The organism is Prosthecobacter sp. GW821-HT29F12 (assembly GCF_058803405.1).
This window is the reverse complement of the sequence record NZ_CM179517.1, coordinates 5,871,693-5,888,019: the sequence shown is the minus strand read 5'-3', so window position 1 is coordinate 5,888,019 and position 16,327 is coordinate 5,871,693. Positions and strand designations below refer to the sequence as shown.

Genomic DNA, 16,327 nt, shown 5'->3' with positions numbered 1-16,327 from the left:
AGATCGAGACTTGGCCCATGCCCTATATAAAATGGAACATTGTCTTTATGTTCATAAAGAGTGTTTCTTTATGAGGCGTGGAACCGCTTTCAGCACCTGCACTTACGATCATGCTTTGCCTGACTCATCATGCCGAGGTGCTGCGAGCAGAAGCTTAGAGAGATGACCGGCGGCGGCGGGTCAGGAGTCCGAGAAGGCCCAGCATGAGGAAGAGCGCACGTGAGGGTTCTGGCACGACGACCACGAGTCCGTAGGTGGTGAAAGCAGAGGTGTCCCAAGACATGCCAGAAGAAGACAGGTCAGGAAGGCTGAAGTCGGTGCTGGCATTGAAAGAGCCGCTGTAGGAGGCCCAGTCGATGAGGTTGAACACATCTCCCAGCTGAGGCCCGCTGGTGATGTAGCCGTTGTCGAGAAGGGTGATGGTGCCAGGTCCGGTACCCAGGACCAAAGATCCTGCGCCGAGATTGATGAAGTCATGATTGCCTGGAGTGGCGCTGTTCCAAACCGCCAGACTGGAGGTGCCGATGCCTTGAAGGTAGGCGAGAGCGGTGGCGGCGGTGCCCCCAAGGCCATCGTTATAGACGCCATTGAAGTAGACGCCGGAAGCCTGGGTTGTGGGAGCGGAGAGGCCAAGCTCAATCCTGGCGCCGTCGTTCACGGTCAGCGTGTTTGTGACGGCGGTGAAAGTGAGCGTTTGATTGCTGGTGCTTGTGGTGCCCGTGCCGGGGGCGAGAACGGTGCCATTGTTGAGGGTGGTGGTGCCAGCGATGCTGCCGGAGCCGGCGAGCCTGCTGCCAGCGTTGCTGACGGTCACTGTGCCGGCGCCGGTGCCTGATCCCGAAGTGTTGTTCACCTCCAGCGTGCCGCCGGAAACGGTGGTGCCGCCGGTGTAGGTGCTGGCCTGATCCAAGACCAGAGCGCCGGTGCCCAGCTTGGCAAGACCGACGGAATTGGCTCCCGCATTGGTGTCAGCGATGGCCGTGGAATAGGTGAAGCGACCGCCGGTGGAGTTGGAGGTGTCCAAGCCAATCTTAGAGCCGTCTTCAAAGCCGCCGGTGGCGGTGCCAAGAGGCTGGATGGTGGCGATGTCAGAGGCTGTGAACTCACCCGTTCCACCGACGTTGAAGGCGGCAGTGGCACCGCTGCTCACCACCAGATTGGCGGCTGTCCAGCTGGCAGCCACATTGTTGTAAAGAGATGACTGCCTGGCGAACTGAATTGTGCCGGCACTGACGGTGGTCACACCGGCGTAGGTGTTGGTGCCGCTGAGAATCTGCGTGCCCACACCCGTCTTGGTCACGGTACCACTGCCGCTGATGGCACCGCCATAGGCCAGGCTGCCGAAGCGATTGTATACCAGTGATGCATTGTTAACGATGCTCAGGCTGTTGCTGATTGTTCCATCCCTGCCGCTGGTGCCATCACCCAGCTGCAGTGTGCCGGCGCTGATGGTGGTTGTGCCGGAGTAAGTGTTGCCGGCCGTCAGGGTCATGGTGCCAGTGCCCTGCTTGGTCAAGCCACCTGAAGTGCTGCTGATGACACCACCAAAGGTGGTGCTGGTGTTATCGCTGCCGGTGTTGAGGGTCTTTGAACCCAGGGTCACACTGGATCCGGCGCCGCCGGCCAGAGATGCAATGGTGGCGGACACAGGAGTGACGCCACTGATGTCGAAGATGCCGCCCGTGCCAGTCACGGTGATGGCAGTCAGAGTCGCGGTGCCAGCCGTACTGAGCGCCAAGGTGCCGGTGCCGACGGTTGTCGTTCCCGAATAAGTGCTGGCACCGGTCAGAGTCAGCGCTCCGCCATTGACGACGATGTTGACCTTCCGTGTGCCGCCGCCAAGAACGTTCTGAATGACACCTGCATACGTGGATGTGCCCGTGAGGGTGAGGGTGGAGTCGGAGGTGGTGGAGCTGTTGCCGACGGTTGCTGTGCTGGCGCCCTTGATGATACCAACCAAGGACTGGTTGAAGCCCGCAAGATCGAAATTCCCCGCCGCAGTGGATGCAATGGTCAAAGTGGCGGTGGTGGCAAGACCGTTATTGGCACCGATGGCCGTCGTATCCTGGTTGTTGATGATGCCGGTGTAACCTGTGCCGCCGCCAGAGAAAACCACGGTGCCAATGCGCACGGACACATCCACCGACGAAGTGATGACCCCCGTCACATTCAAAACTGTCCCGGCCGTAGGAGCGGCAAAGTGGCCACCGGCGGCTGCGGCATTGTTGATGGTGATGGGGCCGGAAATGGTGGCGGTTCCAGCCGTGGTTCCAGCCTCCATGAGGCCTCTGCCTGAGGCACCACTGTTGGCACCGATGGAGATCGCATTGGAGAAAGTGAGGCCGGTGCCAACGACGAGGCGAACACCGGAGGTGTTGAAGGTAACGCTGCCGCTGCTCAGGGCGCCGGCGTTGTCGACCTGAATGACGCCGCCGCTGATGGTGGTGGCGCCAGAGAAGGAGTTGGCCGTGTTGAGGATGAGTGTTCCGGTGCCAGTTTTGGCGAGCGCGAGCACCGCGCTGCCGCCGGTGTTTTGCAGCACACCGCTGAAGGTGCTGGTGGCATTGTTGCCGCCGACGGTCAGCGTGCTGGTGGTAGAGGCAGCGAGGTTGTCCACGGTGCCGGTGCCGCTGAGCCCGTTCACGGTGTCGTTGAAACCGTTCATATTGAGGAGGCCGTTGGTGGTCACAAAATTGCCTTTGCCGGTGCCATCCGGGAGGACGTTGTTTGAACCAAGCTGGATGGTGCCGCCGCCGACTGCGAAGGTCGTGTCACCGACGTAGGCATTGGTGCCGTCAAGAATGAGAGTGCCGCTGGTGGATTTGACCAAGGCTGCGCCGGCATTGAAGTCGGCGAGGTTTTTGAGCGTGCCCTGCTGAAGATTGAAGATGGTGACCAGATTGCCGCTGGCGCCGATGGTGCCGCTGGTCATATCGAGGACACCGCCATTGAGCGTGAGGGTGGAGGTTTCCGCGCCTGTGCCATTGGTGGCGGCGATGTTGCCATCCACCATGAGGAGGCCACCGGTGATGATGATGGAGCTGGTCACCGCATTGAGTGCGTTGACGGTGGTGTTGCCCATGGTGAGATTTCCCGTCACACGCAGGGTGCCGCTGTTGAGATTGATGGTGGCGGAGGCGAGGGTGGCAAGGGTGGCCGCAACGGTGGCTGAATTGACGGCCATGTTCAGAGTGCCGATGGTCGTGGTGGAGCCATTGATGTTCATGGTGGCAAAGGTGCCTCCCGTGGCAGTGGTACCGCTGAGGGTGCTGACGCCCATGTTCAAGGTGGTGATGTTCACCGCACCGGTGCCGGCGATGTTGAGCGTGGCCTGTGTGCTGCTGGAGGCAGTGGCACCGCTGACGCTGAGGGCTCCCATGTTCAGAGTGGTCACAGCGACGGTGCCCTGGCCGCTGATGTCCAAGGTGGAGATGGCATTCCCGGATGAATTGGCGGTGGAGGTTGAGTTGGTGCTCATGTTCACCGTGGTGAATGTTGCCGTGGTTCCTGCGGAGGTGCCGCCGATGGTCAGACTGCCGGTGACGCTGCCGGTGGTCAGGCTGGATCCACCGCGGCTGGACAGAGCAAGCGTGGCGGCCGTGAGCGTGCCGGTGTCAAAGGTCATCGATCCCGTGGTGGAGGCTGTGTTGGCAGTGGCCGTGGGGGCGCGTGATGCGATGGTGAGAGTGCCGGCCAGGATGTCCACGCTGTTTCCAGCCAACGAGGCGGTGCCAGACAGGTTGCTGTTGGTGCTGCCTGTGGTGTTGACCAAGTTGATGGTGGCCGCACCCGTGCCATTCGCCGCACGGACTTTCAAGGTGCCGGAACCGACGGCGAAGTTGACCACGCCATTGGCGCGAACAACGGTCGTTCCGGTGGAGACGCCCCCAATGTTGAAGCTGTCCGCATTGATGGTGGTGAGGCCCGTGCCGAACGTCAAAGTGTGGATGCCGGAATGAGCGGTGGAAGCGCCCACATCAACTGTGGCGGCGGTGATGGTGCTGGCGGGGGCGAGCAGAACCGTGACGGTGTCTACGACACTGACCGAAGTGTCCGAACTGCCGAGGCGGAAGGCTCCGCCGCCGAGGCTGGAGTTGAAAGTGCCGATCCCGGTCATGTCGAGCACGGTGGTGCTGGCGACGGTGGCACCGCCACCGACGCGGAAGGTGGCCCCAGGCAAGGAAGAATTCCAGGTGCCCACGCCCGCCGTGGCGCCTGCAACGAGAAGCTTGGTGGTGGGAGTGCCCGTGGTGGCGGACGAACCAACAACCACATTGTTGCTGGTATTGAGCGTCATGCCGGAACCAATCGTGATGACATTGTTGGATGTGGAGACGGACTGAACAAGCATGCCACCGCCAAAGGTGGCGCTGGCACTGGTCAAATCCAAGGTGCCCGTGGTGGTGATGGTGCTGGAGGAGCCAAAGAACAACGCGTTCGTCGTGGAACTGAGAACCTGGGTGGTGTCGAAACCCAGAGTGCCCTGGTTGATGATCGTGGCACCATCGTAAACGTTGACTCCGGCCAAGCGGAGGGTGCCAGCCCCCGCTTTGATGATGCTGAAGAGAAAGCCGCCGTCATCAATCACGCCGGCGATGGTCAGTGTTTTGGCGCTGACGGAGATGGTGGATGAACTGACCAGTGTGACGGCACCTGTGCCGGTGCTGAGATTGTTGGTTCCAACAAAGGTGGAGCTGCCATTGAGGTTCAGCGGATTGCTGGTGCTGAGCGTCAGCGCAACGCCGGAGGTGTTGTCAAAGGTGCCGCCATTGATGGTGAAGGCATTGACGCCGAGTGCGTCGGCTTTGCCAATGTTCAAGGTGCCTGAATTGAGATTGACACCGCTGCTGATGGAATTGCTGCCACCGAGATTGAGAATGCCCCCTGTGACATCCACCGAACCGGTGATGGTGTTGTTCCCATTCATGGTTGCGGTGCCGGCTGTGATGCTGACACCACCGCCAATGGTGCTGGCGCCGTTCATGGAGAAGGTGGTGCCAGAAGCGGTGACCGAACCACCGATGGTGTTGGTGGAGCCGCCGAAGGTGGCGGTTCCGGCGGTGACGGCGAGGCTGCCACCGATGGTGACATTGCCACCGACGGCCAAGGTGCCGGCTCCAGCCTTGGTGAGAGAGCGGCTGCTCCCTGCGTCACCGATGGAGCCGCCGACGGTGAGGGTGCTGGCGATCGTGTTCAACGAGGTGTTAGCACCGAGAGTGACAGCGCCTGAGCCGAGGTTCAGCGCACTGGCGCCGGTGAAGGTGAAGCTGCCGCTCCAGTTCATCGGGTTGTTGGCGGTGGTCAGGCTGACCGCGGAACCTGAAGTGTTGTTGATGGTGGTGCCGGAACCAATGGAGAAGGTGCCTTCGCCCAGGGTATTGTTTGCGTTGATGTTGAGCGTGCCGCCGGTGAGGGTCAGTCCGCCAGAGCCCGTGTTGCTGGTGCCGCTGAGGGTGAGTGTGCCAGCGCCCGTCTTGTTGATCAGGGCGTTGATGGTCAAAGGACCGCTGATGAGAAGAGAGGAGTTGCCTGTGCCATCCACACTCCATGTCTGAGACGACACGTTGGCGATGGATGTCACCAAGGGCGCAATGATGGTGATGTTTCCTGCGTTTGGACCGACGAGAATGCCGCCGGAGGTGCTGCTGGGCGCGAGAGTGAGAGTGCCGCTGGTGCCCTGATCAATCGTGACAGCCGTGACACCCGAAGGGGCGGCAATAAACTGCAGGCCATCCAGAGTGTAGCTGCCGTCCAATGTGGTGGTGATGGTGGGACCGGTGGCATTGGAGGCGCTGAAGATCACGGTGTCTGTAGTGGTCGGCACGGTGGTGTAGTTGGTGGTGCCTGCGTCATCGGTGGCCCAGTTGGTCAAGGGGCCGGCTTTGGTCGTGGCCCAGGAAGTCGTGGCCTGGCTGCCGGTCCAGTAGATGGGCACGTAGGAGACCACATCGAGGCTGATGAGTGTGGCGCTGGTGTGGAGAGTGTAGTTGAAGCCTGCAGGCGCATTGCCCAAGGCAAAGGTGGCCAGATCCAATCCGCTGGCGGCCGAGATGAGGTTGTAGGAGCCACTGCCAAATCCTGCGAGGTTGAAGAAATCCAGGGTGATGGTGCCACTGACCACGGCAGCCACGGAGCTGATGATTTTGTCGCTTGTGCCAGGGGCGGCCAGCTCGAATCCGAGGCGGGCACCGCCAGCGACTTGAAGAGCACCAGCGGTGAGAGTGAGGGCCTCAGCGATGTTGTTTTGGAAGCTCATCACACCGGAGGAAGCGACGGTGAGGGCATTGATGCCGCCTGTGCCGAAACCAGCGCGGAGGCTGCCATCACTCACAATGACGGCATTGGCGCCGCTGTTCCAGCTGTTGGAGCCGGAGATGACGACGGTGCCTGCGCCGGTCTTGGTCAAGTCACCGGTGCTGGAGCTGCTGATGCCGCCGGAGATCGTGAGAACGGCGGTGGAACTGACCGCCTCGATGGTGCCGCCGGAAGAACCGATGGTGAGGACGCGAGTGGAGGTGAGATCCAGAGCGCTGGAGCCCGAGTAACTGAGCGTGCCGCCATTGATGCCGAGGGTGTTGGTGGCGGAGGCATTGCCCAGATTGCCACTGGTGGCAAAGGACAGCCTGCCGCCATTGGCATTGACGGCGCCTGAGAAGGTGCTGGTGGAATTGAGCGTGACGGTGCCGGACGTGGTCTTGGTGACACCCACGCTGCCGGAGAGGATGGCGTTCACCGTGCCGCTGCGGAGGTCGAAGTTTGAGGTGGAAGTCAGCACTCCCGTGGTGCCGGTGACGGTGCCGCTTTGCAGACTGAAGCCGGCGACGGTGTTGTTGAAGGAGGTCAGGTCAAGCGTGCCTCCGTTCACGGTCACGTTTCCTGCGCTGGCGAGTGCATTGTTCACGCCAAGTGCGAGTGTGCCGACGGTGACGGTGGTGCCGCCTGTGTAGGTGTTTGCAGCGGACAATGTCAATGTGCCTGCGCCAATCTTGGTCAAGCCGCCGGAGGTGTTTGCCGTGGTGAGGGAACCCAGAGTGACCGATGCGCCGGAGCCACCACCGCCGGTCAAAGTCAAAGTGGGCGTGGTGCCGCTGACATAGGTGCCGGGCGAGGTGATGACGATGCCAGTGACCGCCCCGCCGCTGATGAGGGCATAACCTGCGGCAGGGGTGCCACCCGCCACGAGGCCCGCACTGCTGAAGACGACCGCCGGAGCGCCGATGTAACCCGTGCCACCGACGACCGTCATGTCAGACTGAGTCACGCCGACACCGGTGGCAGCGATGAAGGGCTGATTGAAGGAGCTGTTGAAGCCACCGCTGTCAAAGACGAGCCCGCCGGCGAAGGAAGGAGCGCCGGAGACGGCGCTGTTGTCGATGGCCCCGAAGAAGGTGGAGGTGTAAGTGATGCCGGCGGAGGAAGCAGGCACCCAGTTGGTGATGGCTGCGGTTGTTTTCAAGGTGCCGCCGGCAAAATTCAGGTAGGCGTTGTTGGCACCGGTGGGATTCACGCTTGAGACGATGGCCGTGCCCACGCTGAGTGTTCCTGCAGCGAGATTGACGAAGCCCGCGTTGCCGCTGCCATTGGTGGTGTTGTTGCCAAAACGAACGGGCTGCGCGCCGGTGATGACGGTGCCGCCCGCGAGATTGAGAACGCCATAGGCGCCGCCGACGGTGGTGCTGTCCATGAAGATGGCGAAGGATGCATTGGAGCCGGTGTGATCGATGACGCCGCTGTCTGCGACGGTGATCTGCCCCAGGCTGTAGCCATTGATGAACCACTCTGCATTGGTGTGATCCAGAAACCCGGTGCCGCCGACATAGACCACACCTGCGGAGAAGGAACCCGGGGTCTGAATGTTCCCGAGATTGGTGAGTGCGTTCACATCAAAGCGATTGCCGACTTTGTATGTGCCGCCGGTCAGGTTGAAGTAACCGTAGGAGCCTGCGGCCCTGGCCACATACTGGGAATTGCCGGTGCCGGGGGTGATGGTGACGGTGCCACCTGTTTGATTGTAAACCGCGACACTGCCGACGGCGTTGCCGCCGGTGGTGGAGAAGAGTGTCATGTCACCGCTCACGTTCACGATCGTATTGGTGGCGGAGCCGCCATAGGCGAGCGTTGATGTGGTGGAGTTGCCGGTGATGGAGCCGGTGATGTTGAGGGTGCCGTTGCTGACGGTTGTGTTGCCAAGATAGGTGCTGGCTCCGCTCAGGGTGAGGGCACCGGTGCCGGTCTTGACGAGCGCGAGATTGGCGGCTGCTCCGTTCTGCAGCGTGCCTGCAAAGGTGGTGGAGGTGTTGTCTGCGCCCACGGTGAGGGTGATGCCTGTGGCAGCACTGCCATTTTCAACGATGGCACCGGCGGCGCCCGCGAGTGAAGCGATGGTGTTGTTGAAACCGTTGAGCTGCAGTTTTCCTGCGGCACCGATGACCACGGCGGAGTTTGCGCTGAAGGCTGTGGCAGAACCGGCGCGCAAGATGCCCCCGGTGATGGTGGTGGTGCCGTTGTAGGTAGAAGCATTGGCGGTAGTGAGCTGCAGAATGCCGTTGCCCAACTTGGTGAGATTGAAGCCATTGCCGGTGACACCGCCTGAGACGTTCAGCACTGTCGCCGCGTCTGCCACGGTCCAGCTCTGAGAAGCGGCGAGAATGAGCGGGGCGGAGATGGTGACGGAGGCGGGAGCACCGGTCTGAAGATTGATGCCGCTGGTCGGGGCGGTGGGGGTGAGTGTGAGCGAACCCCCGGTACCGGCGGCAATGGTGATCGCGCCCAAAGGTCCGGCGCCCACGCTGCTGTTGAAGGTGAGATCCTTGATGTTGAATGCGGCATCAAGCGTCGTGCTCAGGGAGGTGATCGTGAGGTCATTGGCACTGAAGATCACACTGCTGTCCGCCCCGGGGGTGCCGAAGATGTTTGAGGTGCCAGCAGGATCGGAGGTGAAGTTTGAGGTGGTGCCACTGAAGCCCGACCAGCTGGTATTGGCGGCTCCTTTCCAATAGAAGTCTCCGGTGGAGGCTGCTGCGGTGAGCTGGACGAGGCTGTCCGTGCTGGAAAGGGAGAAACTGGAACCTGTCAGCAAAGAGGAGACAGAACTGATGCCGTAGGTGGCGCCACTCAAGCCGCTGGTGGCCGAAATGAGAGTGTAAACGCCGGGCCCGAAACCGGTGAGACCCGTGAGCCGGAAACTGACCGCGTTGGCTGTGGTGGCCGCGCCGGTCAGCACGATGGAGTCATAGTTGCTGGTGGAACCAAGCTCAATGCCGAGAGTGGTGGTGCCGGCACCTGCACCGAGGTTCAGGCTTGTGAGGTTCAGCGCCTGGCCCACGGTGTTGAGGGTGTTGAACGTGGCGCCAGCGGCCACACTGAGGTTTGTGATGGCAGGAGCTGTGGCAGTGGAGCCCGTGATGTTCAAGGTGCCAGCGCTGACAGTCGCACGGGAGAAATTCATACTGGCCGAATTCAAGGTCAGGGCCGAGGTGGCGCTGTTCTGGATCACATTGGTCACGTTGGAACCGATGTCTGCATTGAAGATCGTCGCGCCTGTGGCGGTACCGGAATTGGTGATGGTGCCGATGTTGTTGATGGTGGCGGTGCCGAGGGTGATGGTGCCGGTGGTTCCGGTGTTGTTGATGACGAGACTGCCTGTGCCAGTGATTCCGCCATTGAGCTGGGCGTTGCCGGTGGTGGAAGTCTTGCCGATGGTCAAATCGTGGCTGTTGAGGGTGACAGCGCCGCCCCAGATCACGCTGCCGGTACCGGTGCCCAGAATCAGGGTGGCGACGCCGGTGTTTCCGGTCGCAACGGCGATGGGCTGCAGGTAGGTGAGCGAATTGGTGACCTGCAAGGTGGCGTTCAATGCCCCTGATGAATCACCGATGGTGATGATGTTGGCATTGTCACCGAAGGTGTTGGCGTTGTTGCCGCCGATGACGGTGCCCGCCTTGATGGTGAGGCCGGAGTTCCAAAGGTTGGCGACGGCGCCCAGGGTGAGACTGGAAGTGAGGCTGCTTTGAATGACTCCGGTCACATTGGTGCCGATCACGGCGCTGATGGTGGTGGAGCCGGTGGCGAGACCACTGTTGGTGATGGTGCCAGTCTGATTTACGGACGTGGTGGACAGGGTGATGGTTCCTGTCGTGGCATTGTTGCTGATGATCACATTGCCCGTGCCGGTGATGCCGCCGGTGATGGATGAGGAGCCGGTGGTGCCTTCCTTGGCAATGATCAGATCTTTATTCAGAGTGATGCCGCCGCTGAGAACCGGAGCGCCCGTGGTGGTGCCGAGAAAGATGGTGGCGGCGCCGGTGCTGCCAGACGCGACCACGATCGGGTTGGCGTAACCCGAGGCTGTATTGAAGAAGGTGACACTGGCATCTGCGCTGCCGGAGGTGTCGCCCAGGGTAATGATGTTGGAGCTGGCACCGAACGTGTTGGAATTGCTGCCGCCGATGACCGAGCCAGACTTGATGGTGATGCCGCCGGTGAAAGTGCTGGCGGTGGCTCCCAGGGTCAGAGTGCCGAGGCCGGTCTTGACGATGGCGATGTTGTTCTCGTTGGTTCCGGCACCGCCGATCAAGCCTGCATACGTGGTGTTGGTGTTCTGATTGATGGTGAGAGTGGAGACGGAGCTGTTTCCGCCGACGAGAGAGGCCCCGGCAACGGCGCTCAGATCTGTGACGGTTTGATCTGCCGTGGTAGTACCGCCGAGCTGCAACACCCCGGTGCTGCCCAATGTCAGGCTGGCGGTGGTGGAGAGACGACTGGCACCGCCGTCGAGAATCAAGCGACCGGCGTTGATGATAGTTCCGCCGGTGAAGGTGGAAGCGGCATTCAGCGTGAGCGAGCCGGAGCCAATCTTGGTGAGACTTCCTGCGCCGGCGTTGCCGATGGCATTGGCAAACGAGATGTCGTTGCCATTGGTGTCGAAGGTGGCGCCGCCTGTGCCGACGGTGATGGTCTTGGAGGAGACATCGTAAACTCCGGTGAACTGCAGGCCGCCGCCGAAGAAGTTCAGAGTGCCGGTGCCCAGTTTGGTGAGGGAGTCCGCCTGAACGAGGCCGAGATTGACATAGAGATCGGTGAAGGTGTTTCCGGTGCTGCCGAGCACGAGCGTGCCCGCGCCTGATTTCACCAGGGTGGTGGCGGTGGTGAGCGCGGAATTCAGGGTGAGCGATCCTGCGGCATTGGTGACATAGGCGTAGTAAGGTGTCCCGCCAGTGTTGAGAGCAGTGAAGCCGCCGATGACGTTGGCCACAGCATTGGCGGAAAGGATGGCACCGCTGGTGATTTGCAGTGCGCGCGCAGGGCCGGTGAGCGTCTGCCCCGTGGCAGCATCAATGAGCAAAGAATTGATGGTGGTGGCTGATCCGGCGAGGGTCGCACCTGTGGTAAAACGGACGTTGTTGGTCGTCACAGCGGCGAGTGCATTGAAACCGGCGGCATCCTGGATGTATTCCGTGGAGGTGTTCAGAGTACGAAGTCCCAGCGTGCCATCCACGAAGGTGACGAAGGAGTTGCCGACGTTGGTGGCGGCGACGGGTGCGGCGGTGGTGTTTTCGCCAATGAAGAAGGGATAGATGCTGTAGGTGGTGGCACCGGTTCCCGCGCCGGCGGCAGCTCCGCCGATGGCCCCGCCGGGATCGACACTGAAAACAATTCTGCCGCCCTGGGTGGCGACGGTGTCAAAGCTGCGGGCGAGGAGGAGTGCGGTGGAGAAGTTGTTGCGCACCAAGGGAGCGGCATTGGTGAATTTCGGGCCGCCGATTCGAGAGGCAGCATTACCATCTGCAGTGATCGTGTTCTGACCGGCGTTGAGGGTCAGAACACCCACCGTTTCCAAAGCCGCCGTGGAGCCGCCGTTACGTGTCGCATAAAAGCCAAGGCCACCTGCCGTGTTGCTCAGGGTGACAGGGGTCGTGTCCGGAATACGATTGTTGGAGCCGGTCTGGTCATTGTTGAGTTGAAGCGAGCTGCCAGTTCCGTTCAAGACGATGGCGTTCAGCGCCGTTCCGAACTGAGTGACGGCGCCGTTCATGAGCAAGATGCCCTGATTGATTTGAAGAGTTCCCACAAAACCGCTGCCGCCGTTGGCAGCATAAGTCAGGGTGGACGTGCCGGTTTTGATCAAAGTGGACGTCGCATCTCCAGCAAAGAGCCCGGAATAGCTTGTCGGTGTCGTTTCATTGATGATCAGCGTGCTGCCAAGTCCCAGCGCCACGGTTGCCGGGCCATTCGTGCCGCTGCTGCCCGTGAGGGCGCCAATCGTTTCCGTGGTGGCATCTGCCAGAGAGAAGGTGGCGGAGGCTCCCACGGGGCCCAGTGTCAGGCCCTGGGTGTCACCGACGGCAAAGCCGCCGGAAGCGATCACGGTGCCGGCCATCAAGGTGAAAGCTCCGGTCGAATTGTTAAATCCGCTCAGCGAGAGAGTGCCGGAGCCAGACTTGGTGACGAGAGTCGCGCCTGTAATCGTGGACGAAACCGCGAGAGTCTGAGTGAGGCTGTCGGTGGTGAAAATCAGTTCGCTGCCCACATTGCCGACAAGACGGCCACCGCTGATGGAGGTGACACTGGCGCTGGAAGTCTGGAGTATGCCGCCGCTGTCGATGCGCAGCAGGCCGCCAGCCGAAATCGTGAGATTGGACGCGCTGGATGAATTGAAGCGGAGACTGGTGATGCTGGTTTCTTTGTCCAAGGTGCCCGTGAAACCGGCCGAGTCCGAAATGTTTTGCCCAGCCAGCCAGCTGGTCACCACGTCCTGAATGGTGGTGGTGGCAGCGATGATATTGCCGCCCGATATTGTGCCAAACGAGGTCACACTGCCACTCGTCACGGTCAACCAGCCGCCTCCCGTGCCGACCAAGCCGGTAGTGGCATCGTTGGTGGTGGAAGTGATCACGCCATTGGTCGCACTCTGAGCGCCTGAAGCGAGATTGACGCGCAACACCCCGGCACCGGCAGCGCGGGTGATGGCTCCCAAATTCAACACCAGTCCCTGGCCTGCACCTGGATTCAAAATGATGGAAGCTTGTCCGCCCACGGCCAAGGTGGTGCTCGCGACGGCCTGAGAAGTATCAGCAGTGGCATTGCCATTTAAAACCAGACTGCCGCCAAGCAGCGACAAGACCCCGGCAGCGTTTATTTTAGTGGCATTGGAAGTCGTGTAATCCAGGAGAAGAATGCCGCTGTTGAGCGTGGTGGTGCCGGTAAGTCCCGAGTTGTTTCCGGTGAGCGCGAGCGTTCCGCCTGCAGTGGTGCTTTGAACGATGAGCCCGGAGAAGGTGTTGTCACCGGCGAGCAGCAAATTGCCGGCGCCTGATTTGGTCAGAGCGAAGGCACCGTTGATGGGGGCAAACACCGAAAGTTCATACTCGCCCACTGCCGCGACATTGGTGCTGTCGCCGACGGTGAAGGTGCGAGCAGCGTTCAGGGTTATGTTGCCCGCGCCGGTGCCGGTGATGATCGAACCCAAGGGATTGCCGGTGTTGGTGTAAGTCACGTTGCCGCCTAGAGTGAGCGTGCCCGTGCGGAGATCGATCGTGCCCTGGGCAGTAGCGGTGGTGCCAGTGCCACCAAAGGTCAGGGCGGCGGAAGTGAAATTGTAACCGTTCAAATCCAGCAGCGCAGGCAAACCGGTTCCGAGCGCCACAGTTACCGTGCCCGTTGTATTGAGAGCTTGATTGACTCCAAAGCGGACGGTTCCACCCTGGATGCTGGTGCCACCCGTCCAGTTATTGGTGCCGGAGAGAGTCAAAATACCGGTGCCCTGCTTGGTCAAGCCGTTGCCAGCGACACCTGAGGCCGTCCCTCCGCCAACCGAACCTGAAGCGGCCAATGTGCCTGAAAAAGTGGTGGAGGTGTTGTCACCACCGACCGCGAGAGTCTTGGTACTGGTGTTGGAATTGAAGATGGTGCCGGAGCCAGAGATGGAACCGACAGTCTCGGTTTGACTGGTCGCTGTACCATTGATGTCAAGACTGCCCGAGGCTCCAATGATCACAGGACTTAGATCCGGAATCCCGCCTGAGGAGGAAGTGATGCCTATCTGGAAGACGCCACCGTTGATGGTGGTGGCACCTGTGTAAGTGGGGACGGCCGACAATGCGAGTGTGCCGGCGCCTGTTTTCGTCAGGCCACCGGCCCCAGAAACGACGCCTCCCAAGGTGAGGATGGTGGTGGTCTGAGAGACATCGAGCGTGGCATTGCCTCCCTGGAGCGCGAAGGTATGAGCCCCCGGCGTCGTAGCGGCACCACTGATGGTGCCGGTGGAACCTGTGTACTGCAGAGTGGCACCATCACGAAGCGTCACGACTGTCGTTGAGCCGTTGCCAAGGCTGCCGGCACCCGCAGCGGTGACGTTGCTGAAACTGAGGGTGCCACCGTTCACGAAAACTGTTCCGGTGAAGGTGTTGGTGCCAGCGAGCGTGAGCAGGCCCGGTCCGGCCTTAACGAGGTTCAGCGTACCAGCACCATTAGCGATGCCCGCATTCACTGTGACTCCATTGGTGGAGTTGTACTGCTGAAAAATGAGGTCTCCGCCTCCGCTGGCGGCCTGGCCAAGAACACCTGTGCCGGAGGCGTTGATGTTCCAGCCATCGGTGCCGTCAATGAGGATGGCTCCCGGAGTCACATTGCTGGCACCACCCAAGGTCATGTTCAACGCGCCCGCGCCAAGGTCCAAAGTCTGCACAGTGCCAGCGCTGGAACTAAGCTTCAGAGTGCCGATGGTGGCGGATGCGGTGGTCTGGGTTTGGCTGGCCGTCAGGATATAGGCGGTGCCGGTCGCACCACCTCCTGCCACGGGAAGGGCGGCGACAGGAAGAAAACCGGACATCGCATTTGCAGCGGCGTTGTTATTGTAGGCCCAATTGTAGGTATTGGCCGTGCCGTCGTTGAAGACCAACCGTCCATTGAGAGCCGTCGAAGCAATGGCGGAGCCGATTGTGAAAGTGGTGGTGGCTGGAGCGACGATCAGGAGAGCCCCGCCGGAAGCGGTGGCGGTCAAAGCAAGCGTGGCAAGACTGGTGCCGGTGCCTCCATTTGGGGTCAAGGTGATCGAACCGCCGGTGGCGCCCAAGGTCAAGGTGCCCACGTTTTGTGAGACGGACGCGCCAGAACGGCCCATCATCTGGAAATTACCGCCGGTGATTTGAAAGTTTGTCGCCCCAAGAAAACCGCTGGTGAGGGCGCTGGCCGAAGTATCCAGAATGATCGCGCCCCCATTGATGATGGTGTTGCCCGTGTACGTGGACCCTGCGACACCGTTTGCAGGCTGAAGGGTCAAGGTGCCTGCACCGATCTTTGTGATCGCAATGTTGGCTGCGGTTGTGGGAGCAATTCTGCCGGTAAATGTGGTGCTGGTTTCATTGCGTCCGATGGTCAAAACGCGGGCGGTTGCGGTCGAGTTGGTGAGAAGACCGCCACCACTCAGTGAACCCATGGTGGGAGCCGCCTGGAGATCCAGGGTCGCACCACTGGCAATAATCACCGCACTGCGAACTGGCAGCGCGGTCGATCCACTCACGATCAACTTGCCTGCATTGATTGTCATGGCACCTGCATAGGTGTTGGCACCCGAAAGGCGGACAGTCCCGGAGTCATTCTTGGTCACGCCGCCGCCGGTGCCGATGACGCCTGAGATGTCAATCGAGCCCGTGGCAACTGCGCCCGTGCCGTTGAGCGTGAGATCGAACAGGGTGGAACGCAGCGTGCCGGAGATGGTGAGGGTGCCGATGGTTTCATTGTTGGTGATGGCAAGCGTGTCGTTGAACACGGAGCTGGCAGAAATAACATCCAGGCCGGCACCCGTTTTGGTGATCGATGCAGAACCGGAGCTCACATCGAAAAAGAGGGTGCCTGTTCCCACGGTGATTGCATTGCCTGAACCGCTGCTGTCACCAATGTTCAGCGAACCCAGGGTGGTTTGCTGATTCAGGTTGATGGTCTGCGCGCCACTGAGACTCGCAGTCAGATTCGCGATGTCGTCCAAGGCATTGGGGAAATTGGATACCAGCAACCAATTGGATCCATCATTCCAGTTGTAGGTTCCTGCAGCCGACCGATTCCACAAAAAAGTCGCTGCCTGCAATGGCTGCCCCACCTGCCATGAAAGCAGCAGAACAAACATCAGGGTGCCCAGGGAACGGCGAAATGCACGTAAGTGATTCATCATGAATTTTTAATTGGCGAATTGTGAGGCTAAGGGAATGGGGCAGTCGCGAGCAAGCAAATGTTCAGGTGGCGGCTAAAGATTTGTGCATTTTTAATCCGATGCCTAAAGTATTTATTTAGCTGCAAAACCGATAATTTAATCTTCTTAACCATCTTGGAT

1 protein-coding gene is annotated in these 16,327 nt (G+C 60.6%); it reads right to left on the bottom strand.

Annotated elements, in window-relative coordinates:
* Positions 1-154: 154 nt before the first annotated feature.
* Positions 155-16,168: an autotransporter-associated beta strand repeat-containing protein gene (locus tag AC3RLQ_RS24455; protein WP_493031262.1), complete on the bottom strand. Its 16,014-nt coding sequence runs from the start codon at positions 16,166-16,168 to the stop codon at positions 155-157.
* Positions 16,169-16,327 lie beyond the last annotated feature (159 nt).

What these genes read in the sequence shown, in the direction of transcription:
- AC3RLQ_RS24455 (WP_493031262.1), bottom strand. Translation starts at nt 16,168, where the DNA reads ATGATGAATCACTTACGTGCATTTCGCCGTTCCCTGGGCACCCTGATG.